Source organism: Streptomyces sp. OR43 (genome assembly GCF_008042275.1).
Lineage (GTDB): Bacteria > Actinomycetota > Actinomycetes > Streptomycetales > Streptomycetaceae > Streptomyces.
Genome location: NZ_RDBK01000001.1, coordinates 518,552 through 532,972, shown reverse-complemented (window position 1 = coordinate 532,972; position 14,421 = coordinate 518,552). Strand labels below are relative to the sequence as shown.

Here is a 14,421-nt window from a genome sequence, read left to right as displayed (position 1 = left end):
CTCGATGCCGTTGGAGCGCTCCGGCGACACCGTCACCGGATATCAGTCGACGAGCGGCGGCGAGTGGGCCGAGGTGGGCACCGCGCACCTCCCCGGGCTGTGATCACGGATCCGGGCCCGCACCGGTTCCTTCAGCAGATCGCCCCCATGACGGCCGGGCTCTCCGTCCAGACGACGGTCGGCGTCGAGCGGCTTCCGATCGGTCCGTGGGAAGGACTCGGTGTGGCGGCGCTGTGGGCCGCCGGGGCGCTGACCGCCGGCGGTGCGACGCTGCGGCTGCGCGACGTCTGAACCACCGCGGCGACCCGGTGCCCCCGCTGTTTTGGCCTCTTGTCACAGCGGATGCGAGAGAGGACCGTGGGTCGCGGATGATCCACGAAGAGCCCGGGGAACGGGAAGCGCGCGTCGGGTGCGTCACGACGCCCTCGACGGGGAGTTGCCGGGACGGCGACGGACAGCGGATGCTGGGAGCAGAGGCGCCCCCGGACCGCGTCGTGGCCGGAGGCGCCCTTCCCGACGAGTGCCCGGTTCGCCGCCGAGCGGAGGTACGCGCACATGACGGACGCCGACCCCGGGCTCTTCGGGCCCGCATCGGTCACCTGGCAGCTGCACGGTGACCCGATGATGTGGGTCGCCGGCGTACGCGCCCTGTACCTCCAGGCGCTCCATCCGCGCGCCGTGCGCGGCGTCATGCAGAATTCGGACTTCCGCGAGGACGCCTGGGGCCGGCTGATGCGTACGGCGGGGTTCGTCGGGACGATCACCTACGGAACCACCGACGCCGCCGAGCAGGCCGGAGCCCGGGTCCGGAAGATCCACCGGCTCCTGAAGGCCACCGACCCGCTGACCGGCGAGGCGTACGGCGTCGACGAACCGGAACTGCTGCTCTGGGTGCACTGCGCGGAGGTCGACTCCTATCTCCAGGTCGAACGGCGCTCCGGCTACCCGCTCACCGACGCCCAGGCCGACCGGTACGTCGACGAACACCGCACCGGCGCCCGCCTTGTCGGCCTCGATCCGTCCGAAGTGCCCGCGAGCACCGCACAGCTCGCCGCCTACTTCGAGCGGATACGGCCCCGACTGGCCTCCTCGCCCGAGGCGTTGGGTGTCGACGCGTTCCTGCGCCGGCCACCGGTCCATCCGCTGCTCGTACCTGCGCGCGCCGTGCTGTGGCGGCGTGTGGCGGCCCTGGCCTACCAGTCGCTGCCCCCGTTCGCCCACCAGCTGTACGGCCGACCGGTGCCGCCCGTGGCCACCGTCGACCGCCGTCTGCGGACCACCGGTGCCGCCCTGCGGGCCATCCCGTCGAGGCTGCGCTGGAAACTCCCGCCCGGTCACATTGTGAACGCGATGGCGCGGCTCGGACCCGGCAGCCGCCCCACCCCGTACACACTGAAAAGGCAGGCAGCCATACTGGGAGGGCCGGGGAGGGCGCAGTAACAGCWGGCGGAGTGACGGGGGCGACAGCGGGGATGGCGGAAACCAGGCTGATCCAGAGCCGGTACCGGCTGCTCGATCTGATCGGGCGGGGCGGTATGGGCGAGGTGTGGCGTGCCCGCGACGAGTCGCTGGGCCGTCAGGTCGCCGTCAAATGCCTCAAACCCATGGGTCCGCAGCACGACCAGGACTTCACCCGCATCCTGCGGGAACGCTTCCGCCGCGAGGCCCGGGTCGCCGCCGCCCTCCAGCACCGGGGCGTCACCGTCGTCCATGACTTCGGCGAGCACGAGGGCGTGCTCTATCTGGTGATGGAGCTTCTGGAGGGCCGCAATCTCAGCGAGCTCCTGGAGGACAACAAGCAGCTGCCGCTGCCCGTCGACGACGTCGTCGACATCGCCGAGCAGGTCGCCGACGCCCTCGGCTACACCCACCAGCAGGGCATCGTCCACCGCGATCTCAAACCCGCCAACATCATGCGGCTGGCCGACGGGACGGTGAAGATCTGCGACTTCGGCATCGCCAGGCTCGGCCACGACATGGCGGTCACCTCCCGTCTCACCGGCGTCGGCATCGCCATGGGGACCCCGCACTACATGTCGCCGGAACAGATCAGCGGCGGCCAGGTCGACCACCGCAGTGACCTGTACTCGCTGGGCTGCGTCCTGTACGAGATCGCCACCGGGGCACCGCCGTTCGACCTCGACGACGCCTGGGGCGTGCTCGTCGGCCACCGTGACACCGCTCCCGAACCCCTGCGCACCCACCGGGCGGAACTGCCGGGGTTCTTCGACCGCGTCGTCCTGGAACTGCTCGCGAAGGCGCCGGACCAGCGGCCGGTGGACGCCGGAGACCTGCGCCGCCGCATCGCCGTCGGCCGCACCGGCGAGCAGCCGCACCTGGAGCCGACCGGCCGGGTGCTGCTCGCGCCGCCGGCCCCCGTCGAACTCCCCGGTGGGCCCGCCGAGTGGTCGACCGAGTCCGGCAGCATGGCAGCGGTACCGGTCGCCTTGTGCCCGGTCGTCATGCCGCGGGTCCAGTCGGGCAGGCGCGGTGTGGGGGCGCGAAAACGGGCTCGAACCCCCTCCCCCGTAGCACCTGCCCGCACACCGGCAACCCGAACTATGGTGTCCGGCCACATATGCCCCTGACCTGGCCATTCCTACGGTGTGGCGACACAGCAACGTCCCCGCCAACCGCCCGGAAGTGGTATCCATGGCCACCCCAGCAACCGCTCCCCCGCCTGCCTCCAACCTCCGCCGCATCGTCGCCGCCAGCCTCATCGGCACCACCATCGAGTGGTACGACTTCTTTCTGTACGGCTCAGCGGCCGCCCTGGTCTTCAACAAGCTGTTCTTCCCGGACTCCGAGCCGCTCGTCGGAACCCTGCTGTCCTTCCTCACGTACGCGGTCGGCTTCGCCGCCCGGCCGATCGGCGCACTGGTCTTCGGGCACTACGGCGACCGGCTCGGACGCAAGAAGCTGTTGGTGCTCAGTCTGCTGATGATGGGCGGGGCCACCTTCGCGATCGGGCTCCTGCCGACGCACGCCACCGTCGGGGTCGCCGCTCCCGTCCTGCTCACCGTCCTGCGGCTGGTGCAGGGCTTCGCCCTCGGCGGTGAGTGGGGCGGAGCCGTGCTGCTGGTGTCGGAGCACGGCGACGCGAAGCGCCGCGGGTTCTGGGCCTCGTGGCCGCAGACCGGTGCACCGGCCGGGCAGCTGCTCGCCACCGGAGTGCTGTCCGCGCTCACCGCGCTCATGTCGGACTCGGCCTTCGAGGCCTGGGGCTGGCGCATCCCGTTCCTGCTCTCCGGGGTGCTGGTGATCATCGGTTTGTGGATTCGTCTGTCTGTCGATGAATCGCCGTTGTTCAAGGCCGCGCTGGCACAGGCCGAGGAGCGCAGGGCCGCCTCCGGAGCGACGGAGAAGCTGCCGGTCGTGGCCGTGCTGCGCCACCACTGGCGCGACGTGCTGATCGCGATGGGCGCCCGGATGGCGGAGAACATCAGCTACTACGTCATCACGGCGTTCATCCTCGTCTACGCGACGACATCGGCCGATCTGAGCAAGCAGACGGCGCTCAACGCCGTTCTCATCGCGTCGGCGATCCACTTCGCCGTCATTCCGCTGTGGGGCGCGCTGTCGGACCGGGTGGGACGCAGGCCCGTCTACCTGGTCGGCGCGGTCGGGGTGGGGCTCTGGATGTTCCCGTTCTTCGCGCTGATCGACAGCCGGAGCTTCGGGAGCCTGCTCCTCGCCGTCACCGTCGGGCTGTTCTTCCACGGGGCGATGTACGCACCGCAGGCCGCCTTCTTCTCCGAACTGTTCGCGACCCGGATGCGGTACTCGGGTGCGTCGATCGGTGCGCAGTTCTCGTCCGTCGCGGCCGGCGCCCCGGCGCCGCTCATCGCCACCGCGCTGCTCGCCGACTACGACAGTTCGACACCGATCGCGCTGTACGTGATCGCAGCGGCGCTCATCACCGTGCTGGCCGTCGTCTGTGCGAAGGAGACCCGGCACCGGGATCTGGCGGACATGGATGCCGGTCCCGCGCGGGACGTGTCGGCCGATAAGCCCGTGGATGCGGCACGCAGTGGTGCGTAGCGTCTGCTGATCCGCGACGGTCCGGGGGCCGGGTGGCGCACGCCACCCGGCCCCTGCCTCACGTCTGCGGGGTGGATGCCTCGAACCAGGTGGGGCCGTCGGTCATCGACTGCTTGATCCGGAAGAGCGCGAACTCCTGCAACGGGGGCAGCGCGTCGACGTGGAACCAGCCCACTTCCAGCGACTCGTCGTCGTTGACCCGGGCCGTTCCGCCGGTGGCCCGGCAGCGGAAGGTGACGTCCAGGTACTGGCAGCGGTCGCCGTTCTCGTACTGCACGGGAGGCAGAGCCTGGGTGAGCACCACCCGCTCCGCCACACAGTGCACGGCCGTCTCCTCGTACACCTCGCGCTCCGCCGTCGTCGCGGGCTGCTCCCCGGGCTCGCAGATGCCTCCGATCACCGACCACTTGCCGGTGTCGGCGCGTCGCCCGAGCAGCACCCTGCCCTCGTCGTCGAAGACGACGGCGGTGACGCCGGGCAGCAGGAGCAGCTGTTGACCCGCCGTGGCACGGATCTCGCGGATGAAGTCAGGAATGGCCATGCCCCGACCCTACGTGGCGTGCCTGCCTGCTCAGCGAGCCCGCCGGGCGCGCACCGCCCGCGTTCCCACCCAGCCGAGGCCGATCACCGCGAGCAGGGCCAGCAGGCCCTCGGGGAGCGGGCCCATCCGGGTCGCCGGGGTCAGCGAGGAACGCAGCGGCACCTCGTCCACCAGAGCGTCCGGCGTGAACATCTTCGTCTTCCGGACGACCGTGCCGTCCGGGCGGATCACCGCGCTGACGCCGCTGGTGACCGGGACGACCACGGAGCGGCTGTGCTCGACCGCGCGTACCCGGGACATGGCGAGCTGCTGGTAGGTCATCTCGCTGCGGCCGAAGGTGGCGTTGTTGCTGGGGACGGCGATCATCTGGGCGCCGTGCTCGACCGTGTCGCGCACGGCGTCGTCGAACGCGGCCTCGTAGCAGGTGACCAGCCCGACGGAGGTACCCGCCAGGTCGAAGACGCCGACCTTCTTTCCGGGACCGAAGTCGCGCTGCACCCGGTCGACGTCCGAGCTGAAGATCCGGACGAAGGACCGCATCGGCATGTACTCGCCGAACGGCTGGATGTGGCGCTTGTCGTACGTGTCCACGGGTCCCTTGTCCGGGTCCCACTGGATGAGGGTGTTGCGCAGGTTGCCGGTGTCCGGCTCGACGACCGCGCCGACGACGGTCGGCACACCGATCGCCTTCACCGCGTCGTCGATGACGATCCTCGCGTCGGCGTTGCGGTAGGGGTCGAGGTCGGAGGAGTTCTCCGGCCACAGGACGAAGTCGGGCTGCGGGACCTTGCCCGCCTTCACGTCCCGGGCGAGCTGCTCGGTGCGGTTGGCGTGGTTGTCCAGGACGGCGCGGCGCTGGGAGTTGAAGTCGAGGCCGAGCCTCGGCACGTTGCCCTGGATCGCGGCGACGGTCGCGGTGCCGTCCTCGGCCGAGTCGTCCACCAGCGGCAGCGATGCGAGGGCCGCGGCGACCGGAACGAGGACGGCGGCGGCGGTCGCGGCGGCGGCGAGCCGGGGCAGTTCGCCCGTCGTGCGGTGGATACGGAAGCGGCGGACCGCCTCGAAGAGGCCGAAGCCGCACAGCACCACGGCGAAGGACAGGAGCGGGGTGCCGCCCAGCGCCGCGAGCGGCAGGAACACGCTGTCGGCCTGCCCGAACGCGATCTTGCCCCAGGGGAAACCGCCGAACGGCACGCGGGCACGGAGCGCCTCGTCGAGTGTCCAGACCGCGGCCGCCCAGAGCGGCCAGCCGGCGAGCCGGGACACGGCGGAGATGCCGATGCAGCCCACGGCGATGAACAGCGCCTCCGCCGCGGCGAGGGCCAGCCACGGCACCGGCCCGACCTCTTCGCCCGTCCAGTGCAGCAGGGGCAGCATGAAGCCGAGTCCGGCGAGCAGGCCGAGACCGAACGCGGCGCGGAACCGGCGCTCGTACAGCACCCAGCCGAGCAGGGCGAAGCCGGGCAGGACCAGCCACCACAGTGGCCGGGGCGGGAAGCTCGCGTAGAGCAGCACCCCGGAGAGCAGGGCGGCGGCGGGCCGTGCGAGGCGCGGCAGCAGGCGGCGGGCCCGGGGGGCGGAGTCAGGCATCTGCGGGTCGCCGACCTGGGCGATGGTGGTGCTCACCCGGCGGAGTCTACGGTGGTGGACGGGTGCCCGGGGAGCCCCGTCCCCGTGACGGAACACCCGCTGCCGGATCGTTTCTCCGCATCTTCTGCACATATGACCGCCGTGGCCGTTAACCTGTGCGCCAGTCCCCCGCCGACCGGGCCGGATCCGGCCCTCGCGGACGGGACGGTCACAGGCCGGGGGACGGACGTGGTGGCTGCATCTGCAGAGCGGGGGCCCGAGGGCGGCAGTGCGTCGGACGCCGCCGGGGCGCTGATCCTCGCCGCCTGTGCGATCTGGTCGCTGATCAGTGCGGCCGGACGCGAGACCCGGCCCGAAGGGGTGCTGCTCGCGCTGCTCGCCGTCGCGGCGGGATTCGCCTGCGGGCGTATCTGCGGCACGCTGCTGCCGGTGGCGGCGGCGAGCGTCGCCGCCCTGGCCGCTGTCGTCATGACGCTCGTCTGGCGCCATGGCATGCCCGSCGCGACGGCCACCGTGGAGACGGCGCCCGGGCACACCGGCGCGTCCGCCGCACTGCTGGTGCTGGCGGCCGGTGCGGCCTGCTGCGCGGCGGCCGCTGCCCGGCGGGCATCGCTGCGGTTCACGCTTCGCCTGCTGGCTCTGGGCGCGGCCTGCGCCTCGCTGGGGCTCGGCTCCGTCGCCGGGTTCGCGGCGGCGGTCGGCGTTCTGCTCTGTTCCCTGGCGGCGGCCAGGATGCGCGGCCGGCTGCTCGGTCTCGCGGGCCTCGCGCTGGCTGCCGGTCTGGCGGTCGGGGCGACGTGGGCGGTGGCCGAGGACGCTCTGCCCGACGGCCTCACCGTCTCCTTGGAAGGCCCGCTCACCACCAACCGGGTACAGCTGTGGGAGGAGGCCGCGCGGCTGGCGGACGACCACCCGGTGCTGGGCGTCGGCCCCGACCGGTTCGCCGAGCTGAGCCCCACCGCACAGCAGGTCCTCGGCTCGGACGGCAAGCCGCACTCGGCCGCGCTGCAGCAGGCGGCCGAGCAGGGGCTGGTGGGGGTGGTGCTGCTGGCAGCCGCGTTCGGCTGGCTGCTGTACGTCCTGTGGCGCTCGCCGCGCAGCACGGCGGTCGCACTGACCGCCGCGGCCGCGCTCACGGCACTGGCCGTGCTGGCGAGTGTCGGCAACGCGCTGAGCTTCACCCCGGTGACCGCGGGGGCGGGCCTGCTCGCGGGGCTGGCGTCGGCCAGGCGGCCGATCGATGGCGGCCACGGCGGCGCACGGTCCGCGCACGGCGGCGACGATGTGCCCGCACATGAACCACAGTCCGGCCCGGCCGCGCGGTGAGGGCCCGGGGCCGGTCAAGCCCCGGCCGGAGCTCCCGTGGACGGCAGGTGGAGGCGGTCGCGGATGAACCGGACGCCCGCCTCGGCGTCGTCGACCGTAACCGTGAAGGTCCTGCCGTCACCGAGCCTGAGCACCAGCCCCTCGCCCCGGCGCACGACCACGGCCGTGCCCTGCTCGGGGCGCCAGCGGTAGCCCCAGCCTCCCCACTGGCGAGGGGTGACCTGGGGAGCGAACTCCGCGCCGACCACGTGGGTGAGCAGGATCCGGCGGCGCGGCAGGCCCATGTGGCCGCAGCGCACTTCGAGGGCGTCACCGTCGACCCGGACCGCCACGTTCACGAAGGCGAGGGTGCCGAACAGCATGAGCAGCCCGGCCGCCACGCAGCCGATCACCGACATCAGCAGCGGGGCGATGCCGGAGGTCCAGGTGGAGCTGACGGCGAGCTGGATGCCGAGCGCCAGGCAGGCGGCGCCGGCGGCCGCGAGCACCCACTGGGTCCGGTTGGTGGCCCGGCCGATCCAGACGGCGGTATGGGTGTCGGCACCGGTTCGCGCCGGCTTTCGGGGGTGGTCCTCCATGCCAAGCAGCGTACTGAAGAATCCGCGCGAGGGGATGGGTCCAACGGCTCCCGTCGGGTCGCCGGACGGTCAGCGGGCGGTACTGACGGCGGCGAGCCCGCGCCCTTCCGCGTAGGCCAGGGCGGCTCCCGGGAGCTCGGACGGCTGCCCGCCGAGGAGGACGACGAGCGATCCGGACGGTTCGGCCGACGGAGCGGGCTCGGCCCCGATCCGGCGCAGGGCCTGGGCGGCGACGGCGCCCGCGGAGCCGTGCAGGACGACGGGTGGCCGGCCGGGCTGCTGGACGGCGCCGCGGATGCGTTCGGCGACGAGCTCGTAGTGGGTGCAGCCCAGCACGACGGTCTGCACATCGGCGGGGGTGAGCGCGGCGGCCGCGGCCAGGGCCTTCTCGATCCCGGCCTCGTCCGCGTACTGCACGGCGTCGGCCAGTCCGGGGCACGGCACCTCGGTGACGGCGGCGGACCCGGCGAAGTCCCGGATCAGTCCGCGCTGGTACGGGCTGCCGGTGGTGGCCGGGGTCGCCCAGATGGCGACCCGGCCGCCCGCCGCGGCGGCCGGCTTGATCGCGGGGACGGTCCCGATGACCGGAAGCCCGGGCTCCAGATCGGCCCGGAGCGTGGCCAGTGCGTGCACGGACGCCGTGTTGCAGGCGACGATCAGCGCGTCGGGCCGGTGCTCCGCGGCGGCCCGGGCGACGGCGAGGGCGCGTGCCGTGACGTCTTCGGGCGTGCGGGGCCCCCAGGGCATGCTGCCGGGGTCGGAGGAGAGTACGAGATCGGCGTCCGGCCTCAGCCGGCGTACTGCGGCGGCGGCGGCGAGCAGGCCGATTCCGGAGTCCATGAGCGCGATCTTCACCCGGTCACCATAGTCGACCGCCCTTGCGGTCCCTGCTCAGTGGGGCAGACTTCGGCCAATGAGCGCCGTTGCCTGGATCGCCGTGGGTTCGCTTGTCGCGTGGGTGTGGCTGTTGCTGGGCCAGGGGTTCTTCTGGCGGACCGACCAGCGGCTGCCGAGCCGCGCGGCCCCGGCACGGTGGCCGTCGGTCGCCATCGTCGTGCCCGCGCGTGACGAGGCCGACATGCTGCCGGTGAGCCTGCCGTCGTTGCTGGCGCAGGACTACCCGGGACACGCCGAGATCATCCTGGTGGACGACTGCAGCAAGGACGGCACCGGCGCGCTCGCCCGCGCGCTCGCCGTGCGCTGCGGAGGGCTGCCGGTCACCGTCGTGTCTCCCGGGGAGCCGGAACCCGGCTGGACGGGCAAGCTCTGGGCGCTCCGGCACGGGATCGCGCTGGCCCGGTCCCGGGAGCCCGAGTACCTGCTGCTCACGGACGCCGATATCGCGCACGAGCCGGACAGTCTCCGGGAGCTGGTGGCGGCAGCCGGGTCTGGCGGCTTCGATCTGGTCTCGCAGATGGCGCGGCTGCGGGTGGAGAGCGTCTGGGAGCGGCTGGTCGTGCCGGCCTTCGTCTACTTCTTCTCCCAGCTCTATCCGTTCCGGTGGGTGAACCGGGCGGGGGCGCGGACGGCGGCAGCGGCGGGCGGCTGTGTGCTGCTGCGGACCGAGGCCGCGGTGCGGGCACGGGTGCCCGAGTCGATCCGGCAGGCGGTGATCGACGACGTGTCCCTGGCCCGGGCGGTGCAGGGCAGCGGGGGCCGGATCTGGCTCGGGCTCGCGGAGCGGGTGGACAGCGTGCGGCCGTATCCGCGCCTGGCCGACCTGTGGCGCATGGTCTCGCGGAGCGCGTACGCCCAGCTGCGGCACCATCCGCTGGTGCTGCTCGGTACGGTGCTCGGCCTCGCGGTCGTCTACCTGGCGCCGCCCGTGACGCTCGCGGCGGGGCTGCTGGCCGGTGATCCCCCGGCCGCGTGGGCCGGGGGCGCGGCCTGGGCCGTGATGGCCGGGACGTACATGCCGGTGCTGGGCTACTACCGGCAGTCGCTGTGGCTCGCCCCGTTGCTGCCGTTCACGGCGCTGCTGTATCTGCTGATGACGGTCGATTCCGCGGTGCAGCACTACCGCGGCCGGGGTGCGGCCTGGAAGGGGCGTACGTACGCCCGGCCCGAGGCCGCACCGGATCAGTGACCGTCGTCGTCCGGCGTCATTTGCGGCCGGGCGTCCAGTTCATGCCCCAGCCGTACGCCTGGTCGATGGTGCGCTGGGGGCTCACTCCACGCTGCGGCACGAGGTAGCGGGCCTCGCGCTGCACGGTGAGGTCGGTGCCCGTGTTGGTGATGAGCGCGAGCGCGCAGACCGTCGAGGGAACGGTGCATTCGTCGAGCGAGAAGTCGATCGCCATGCCGTGCTGCGGCTGGAGGGTGACGGTGGCGTGCAGGTCCGCGAAACTCCGGGCGCCTTCGTAGATGGTGACGAAGATCAGGAGCCGGCGGATCCTGGCCTTCTGGTCGAGGTTGATCGTCAGGTTCTCCCCGGAGGCCACGGCGCCCGTCCGGTCGTCGCCGTCGAGCTGGACGTACGGCGGCTGGTGGAGGGCGCCGAAGGCGTTTCCGAGGGCCTGCACCACTCCCTTGCGGCCGTCGGTCAGTTCGTAGAGGGCGCAGAGGTCGAGGTCGAGATCCGCGTGGTGCGCGACGGCCCTGCCGAGTTTGCTGCCCCACCCCTTGAACTGCTTGCGCACTTCCCAGTTGAGGTTGACGCGCATGGCTCCCGAGGTGCCGCCCTGCTTCGCGAGCGAGACGGAGGGCGCCTCTTTCGTGAGCGTCACCTTGGTGAGGCGGACCGGCTGGGCGACGGGCGGCGCCGGGGGCGCGGGAGGTACCGGCGGGGCCATCGGGGCGGCGAGCGTCGGCTGGGCGTACTGCGGCGGAGGCGGCGTGGCGGCGACCCGCGTTGCCGGGTGGGGCGGTTGGGGCTGAGGCGCCCGTGCGGGCTGCTGCGGTTCGTCCACGGAGATCCCGAAGTCCGTGGCGAGTCCTTCGAGTCCGGTCCCGTACCCCTGGCCCACGGCCCGGAACTTCCAGGCGCCCTGCCGCCGGTAGAGCTCGCCGAGGATGAAGGCGGTTTCGACCGTGGCGTCGGTACTGTCGAAACGCGCCAGTTCCGCGCCGTTCGCCGCGTCCGTGACCCGTACGTAGAGGCCGCTCACCCGGCCGAAGGAACCGCCGTCGGCGGAGGCTGCCAGGACCACGCGGTCGACGGCGGGCTCGACCCTGGCAAGGTCGACGGCGAGCGTGTCGGTGGCCGCTCCGGCAGCGGTGCGCTTGCCCTCGTGCCGTACCGCACCGGAAGCATGGGACGGCTGATTGTAGAAGACGAAGTCCGCGTCGCTGCGCACCTTTCCGGAACCGAGGAGAAGGAGCGCCGAGGCGTCCACGTCCGGAGTCCCGGGGGCGGCGCGCCACCCCAGTTCGACGCGCACGGCCTGAGCCGCCACTGGAACATTGGTTCCCTTTAGCATGGTCATGCTCGCCCCCATCGCGAGTCCGGCTGCCGAGACATCTCCCGGTCAACCTAATGCCCGTCCCGTCACGAGGCCCACAGGGGTGCGGGAACAGCCGCGTGGACCTCGGGCAGCCCGCGCGGAACCGCCTGACGTCGTGCGGCGGCACCCCGGCCGGAATCGCCCGGGCCGTCAATCGCCGACGGTTCCGTCGACGAGTTCACGCAGAATGTCGATATGCCCGTTGTGCCGTGACGTCTCCTCGATCAGATGCATCACGATCCATCCCAGAGTTACGTGCACGTCGTCCCTCACCGGGCGCTTGGCCGTAACCGTCAGATCGGTCGCCGCGATCAATTCGCGGTAGCGCGCGCTCTGCGCCTCGTATTCCTCCACCAAAGTGGCAAGGGGAATCTCCGCGCCGATACGCATTTCCCGGTCGGGGTCCTCCTCCGTCCAGGGTCCGTGGTCGTCCTCCCCGAGGAAGATGACCTGCACCCACCAGTACTCGACCCACCTGAGGTGGCTGAGGAGACCGCCCAGGGTCATCAGCGGCGAGGCCGGGAGAGGCGCCTTCCCGGCCTCCTCCACGCCGGTGCACTTGGCGATCGCCGTGGCTCGCGCGTAGTCGAGAAAGGTCGCCAGCATGGTGCGCTCGTCCCAGGAGGACGGCATATCGGTACGTGTCATTAGGTGATGTTCGCATACCGCGTGCGCCTGAACGAGCGCATTCCGTTCATAAACGGAGATGTGGCGGCGGGCAACGGTTCCGTGGTGGATGACACCGGGCCCGAACCCGTTTACGGGCGCCGGGCAGCGGCGAATTGGCTTCGGAGCGCCGAGGTGGCCGGCGCAGAACGGCCGGACGGGCCGAGGGGCGGCGCAACCCCTCGGCCTTCTCGTTCACGGACGTTGCCGGGTATCGCCCCGATTCAGGGCGTGAGACCGGCGAGCAGGGTGTCCATGAGTTCGGCCGGCGCTTCCATGAAGCGGTAGTGCGGGCCCTCCAGGACCCGGAACGTGGTTTCGCCGCAGTCGGTCCAGGAACCCATCAGGCGGTGGTCGACCTCGGCGTCCTGGTCCCAGCCGAGCGCGGTGATGGGGCAGGGAAGCCTGACGGGTTCGGCCGGGTGGTAGCGCTTGTTCGTCTCCACGTCGGCGCGGAGGATCTCAAGGCTCAGCTCGACCAGGTCCGGACGCGGCTTTCCGCCCAGCTCCACGATCAGGGTGTGCACCTCGTCGGCCAGTTCGGCGTCCGTCATCTCCAGGAAGCGGCCGTGGGGTCCGTCGTGCGGGGCGATCTGGGAGGAGACGAAGAGCCGGGCCGGCGCGGGATATCCGCGTTCCTGCAGCCGGACGGCGGTCTCGTAGCCGGGCAGCGCGGACCCGCAGTGCCCGAACAGGCCGAACGGCCGGTCGAGGTAAGGGAGCAGCACCTCGACCAGGTCGTCCGCCAGCGCCTCGTACGTCTTGTACGCCTCCTCCCGGAAGCGGTTCTCACGGCCCGGCGGCTGCACCGGAACGATCTCCACGTCGCCCAGGAACCGCGGCCACTTGCGGTACATGCTGGCGCCGCAGCCCGAGTAGGGCAGGCAGAACAGCCGTGCGGCGCTCTCCGGGGACGGCTCGCGCAGGAACCAGGGTGAGGCGCTCATTCGGCCACTCCCGCATAGGCGGGCTCGGCCCCGGCGCGGACCGTGGCGACCAGTGGCATGTGCTTGATGCCGGCCACGAAGTTGGAGTGCAGATGCTGGGGCTCGCCGGCGAACTCGAACGCCTCGAAGTTGGTGAAGAGCTCGGTGAACAGCACCTTCAGGCTCATCCGGGCGACGGTGTGACCGACGCAGTAGTGGGCCCCGCTGCCGAAGGCCATGTGGCGGTTGGGCTTGCGGTGGATGTCGAACTCGAAGGGCCGGTCGAAGATGTCGGCGTCGCGGTTGGCCGATCCGAGCCAGACGACCACCGCGTCCCCGGCGCGGATCTTCTTTCCGCGGATCTCGATGTCGTGCAGCGCGTACCGCATGAAGTGGTTGGCCGGTGAGGACCAGCGCAGCGCTTCGTCCACACCGGTGTTGAGCAGTTTGGGGCTCGACCGCCAGTCGTCCCAGACCGGGGTGCCGATCACCGCCGCCAGCGCTCCCGTCGGGACGAAGGGCGTGGTGACGTTGGCGCCGAGGATCAGGCTGTAGCAGTTGGAGAGGATCGCGCCGGTCTCCAGGGCACGGCCGTCGATCTCCATGCCGAGGAGCAGGCTGATGAGGTCGTCGCCCAGGTTGTCCCGGCGCTCGCGCAGGATGTCGTGGAAGTAGGCGAAGAGTTCCCGGTGGGCGGCCTGGAGCGTGGAGTTGGAGCCGCCCGCCCCGGCGAACTCGGGGTCGTCCGGCGCGACCGACATGGTCGTCAGCTCGGTCAGCCGGGACCAGTCCTCGCGCGGCAGCGCCATCATGGTGCCCGCCGTGGCCATGGGCAGCCGCATCATGGCCTCGGCGAAGTCGAACGGCTCGCCGGTGAACGCCGGGGCGAGCAGCCGCTGCACCTCGCCGGTGACCGCGCCCTGGTACTTCTCCACCTGCTTGTTGGTGAGGGCCCGCTGCATGGGCACCCGCATCCGGGTGTGACGCGGCGGATCGGTGGCCGCCATCTGGCGGCCACGCGCGGGATCCTCCTTGCCGAGGAGGAAGAGCATCGTGCCGCGCTGCGAGGTGAAGCTGGTGTGGTCACGCAGGACCAGGTCGGCGTCCTCGAACTTGGTCACGGACCAGAATCCCAGGGTGTCGTCGACCTGTTGCCACCGCACGGGGTCGCGGTGGCGCATGGCATTCCAGATGGAGTGCGGGTCGCCTTCCCCGTAGAGGACGGAATCGGTCAGATCGACGGCGTCCAGGTCGATGGACTCGGGCGGAGCCGGCTGGCTGAGCTTCATTCGGTGTGGCCTCTCTCTCAA

Annotated in this window: 13 protein-coding genes and 1 pseudogene; 6 read left to right on the top strand and 8 right to left on the bottom strand. The window is 71.7% G+C overall.

Annotated features, from left to right (window positions below; genetic code table 11):
• The first annotated feature begins 99 nt into the window (after positions 1-99).
• The 4 genes and pseudogenes from EAO72_RS02335 to EAO72_RS02320 all read left to right on the top strand — a co-directional run bounded on the left by EAO72_RS02335 (position 100) and on the right by EAO72_RS02320 (position 4,041).
• Positions 100-291, top strand: coding sequence for a hypothetical protein (locus EAO72_RS02335; protein WP_148015483.1), 192 nt, complete (start codon positions 100-102; stop codon positions 289-291).
• Positions 292-555: 264 nt separating this feature from the next.
• On the top strand, positions 556-1,440 hold the full coding sequence (locus tag EAO72_RS02330) for an oxygenase MpaB family protein (protein WP_148015482.1): 885 nt from the start codon (positions 556-558) through the stop codon (positions 1,438-1,440).
• A 32-nt stretch (positions 1,441-1,472) separates the two neighbouring features.
• A pseudogene (locus EAO72_RS02325) lies at positions 1,473-2,381 on the top strand (serine/threonine-protein kinase); the annotation flags it as partial.
• Between the two features lie 271 nt (positions 2,382-2,652).
• Positions 2,653-4,041, top strand: a complete 1,389-nt coding sequence (locus EAO72_RS02320; RefSeq protein ID WP_187284896.1) for an MFS transporter — start codon at positions 2,653-2,655, stop codon at positions 4,039-4,041.
• 58 nt (positions 4,042-4,099) lie between these two features.
• Here EAO72_RS02320 and EAO72_RS02315 read toward each other — a convergent pair whose 3' ends face one another.
• A complete protein-coding gene (locus EAO72_RS02315; protein WP_148015480.1) occupies positions 4,100-4,582 on the bottom strand; it encodes an NUDIX hydrolase in 483 nt (160 codons plus the stop codon).
• Positions 4,583-4,612: 30 nt separating this feature from the next.
• Positions 4,613-6,208 carry an apolipoprotein N-acyltransferase gene (gene lnt, locus EAO72_RS02310; protein WP_148015479.1) on the bottom strand — a complete coding sequence of 532 codons (1,596 nt, stop codon included), beginning with the start codon at positions 6,206-6,208 and terminating at the stop codon, positions 4,613-4,615.
• 195 nt (positions 6,209-6,403) lie between these two features.
• On the opposite strand from lnt, the gene EAO72_RS02305 reads away from it, so the two are divergent.
• On the top strand, positions 6,404-7,498 hold the full coding sequence (locus EAO72_RS02305; protein ID WP_261991276.1) for an O-antigen ligase family protein: 1,095 nt from the start codon (positions 6,404-6,406) through the stop codon (positions 7,496-7,498).
• Positions 7,499-7,512: 14 nt separating this feature from the next.
• Here the strand turns inward: EAO72_RS02305 and EAO72_RS02300 are convergent, their stop codons facing one another.
• Both EAO72_RS02300 and EAO72_RS02295 read right to left on the bottom strand, forming a co-directional pair.
• Positions 7,513-8,076: a hypothetical protein gene (locus EAO72_RS02300; RefSeq protein WP_148015477.1), complete on the bottom strand. Its 564-nt coding sequence runs from the start codon at positions 8,074-8,076 to the stop codon at positions 7,513-7,515.
• Between the two features lie 69 nt (positions 8,077-8,145).
• Positions 8,146-8,931, bottom strand: coding sequence for a glutamate racemase (locus EAO72_RS02295; protein ID WP_187284895.1), 786 nt, complete (start codon positions 8,929-8,931; stop codon positions 8,146-8,148).
• A 58-nt stretch (positions 8,932-8,989) separates the two neighbouring features.
• On the opposite strand from EAO72_RS02295, the gene EAO72_RS02290 reads away from it, so the two are divergent.
• The gene (locus tag EAO72_RS02290) at positions 8,990-10,162 is read left to right on the top strand and encodes a glycosyltransferase (RefSeq protein WP_148015476.1); all 1,173 of its coding nucleotides are present in this window, start codon (positions 8,990-8,992) and stop codon (positions 10,160-10,162) included.
• A gap of 16 nt (positions 10,163-10,178) precedes the next feature.
• Here EAO72_RS02290 and EAO72_RS02285 read toward each other — a convergent pair whose 3' ends face one another.
• From EAO72_RS02285 to EAO72_RS02270, 4 genes are all read right to left on the bottom strand, one after another.
• The gene (locus EAO72_RS02285) at positions 10,179-11,513 is read right to left on the bottom strand and encodes a TerD family protein (RefSeq protein ID WP_148015475.1); all 1,335 of its coding nucleotides are present in this window, start codon (positions 11,511-11,513) and stop codon (positions 10,179-10,181) included.
• Positions 11,514-11,669: 156 nt separating this feature from the next.
• Positions 11,670-12,167: a DinB family protein gene (locus tag EAO72_RS02280; RefSeq protein ID WP_148015474.1), complete on the bottom strand. Its 498-nt coding sequence runs from the start codon at positions 12,165-12,167 to the stop codon at positions 11,670-11,672.
• A gap of 242 nt (positions 12,168-12,409) precedes the next feature.
• Complete coding sequence (locus EAO72_RS02275) at positions 12,410-13,132, bottom strand: thioesterase II family protein (RefSeq protein ID WP_148015473.1); 723 nt, start codon at positions 13,130-13,132, stop codon at positions 12,410-12,412.
• Complete coding sequence (locus EAO72_RS02270) at positions 13,129-14,400, bottom strand: cytochrome P450 (protein WP_148015472.1); 1,272 nt, start codon at positions 14,398-14,400, stop codon at positions 13,129-13,131. Before EAO72_RS02270 ends, EAO72_RS02275 begins: the two co-directional genes overlap by 4 nt.
• Positions 14,401-14,421: the final 21 nt, after the last annotated feature.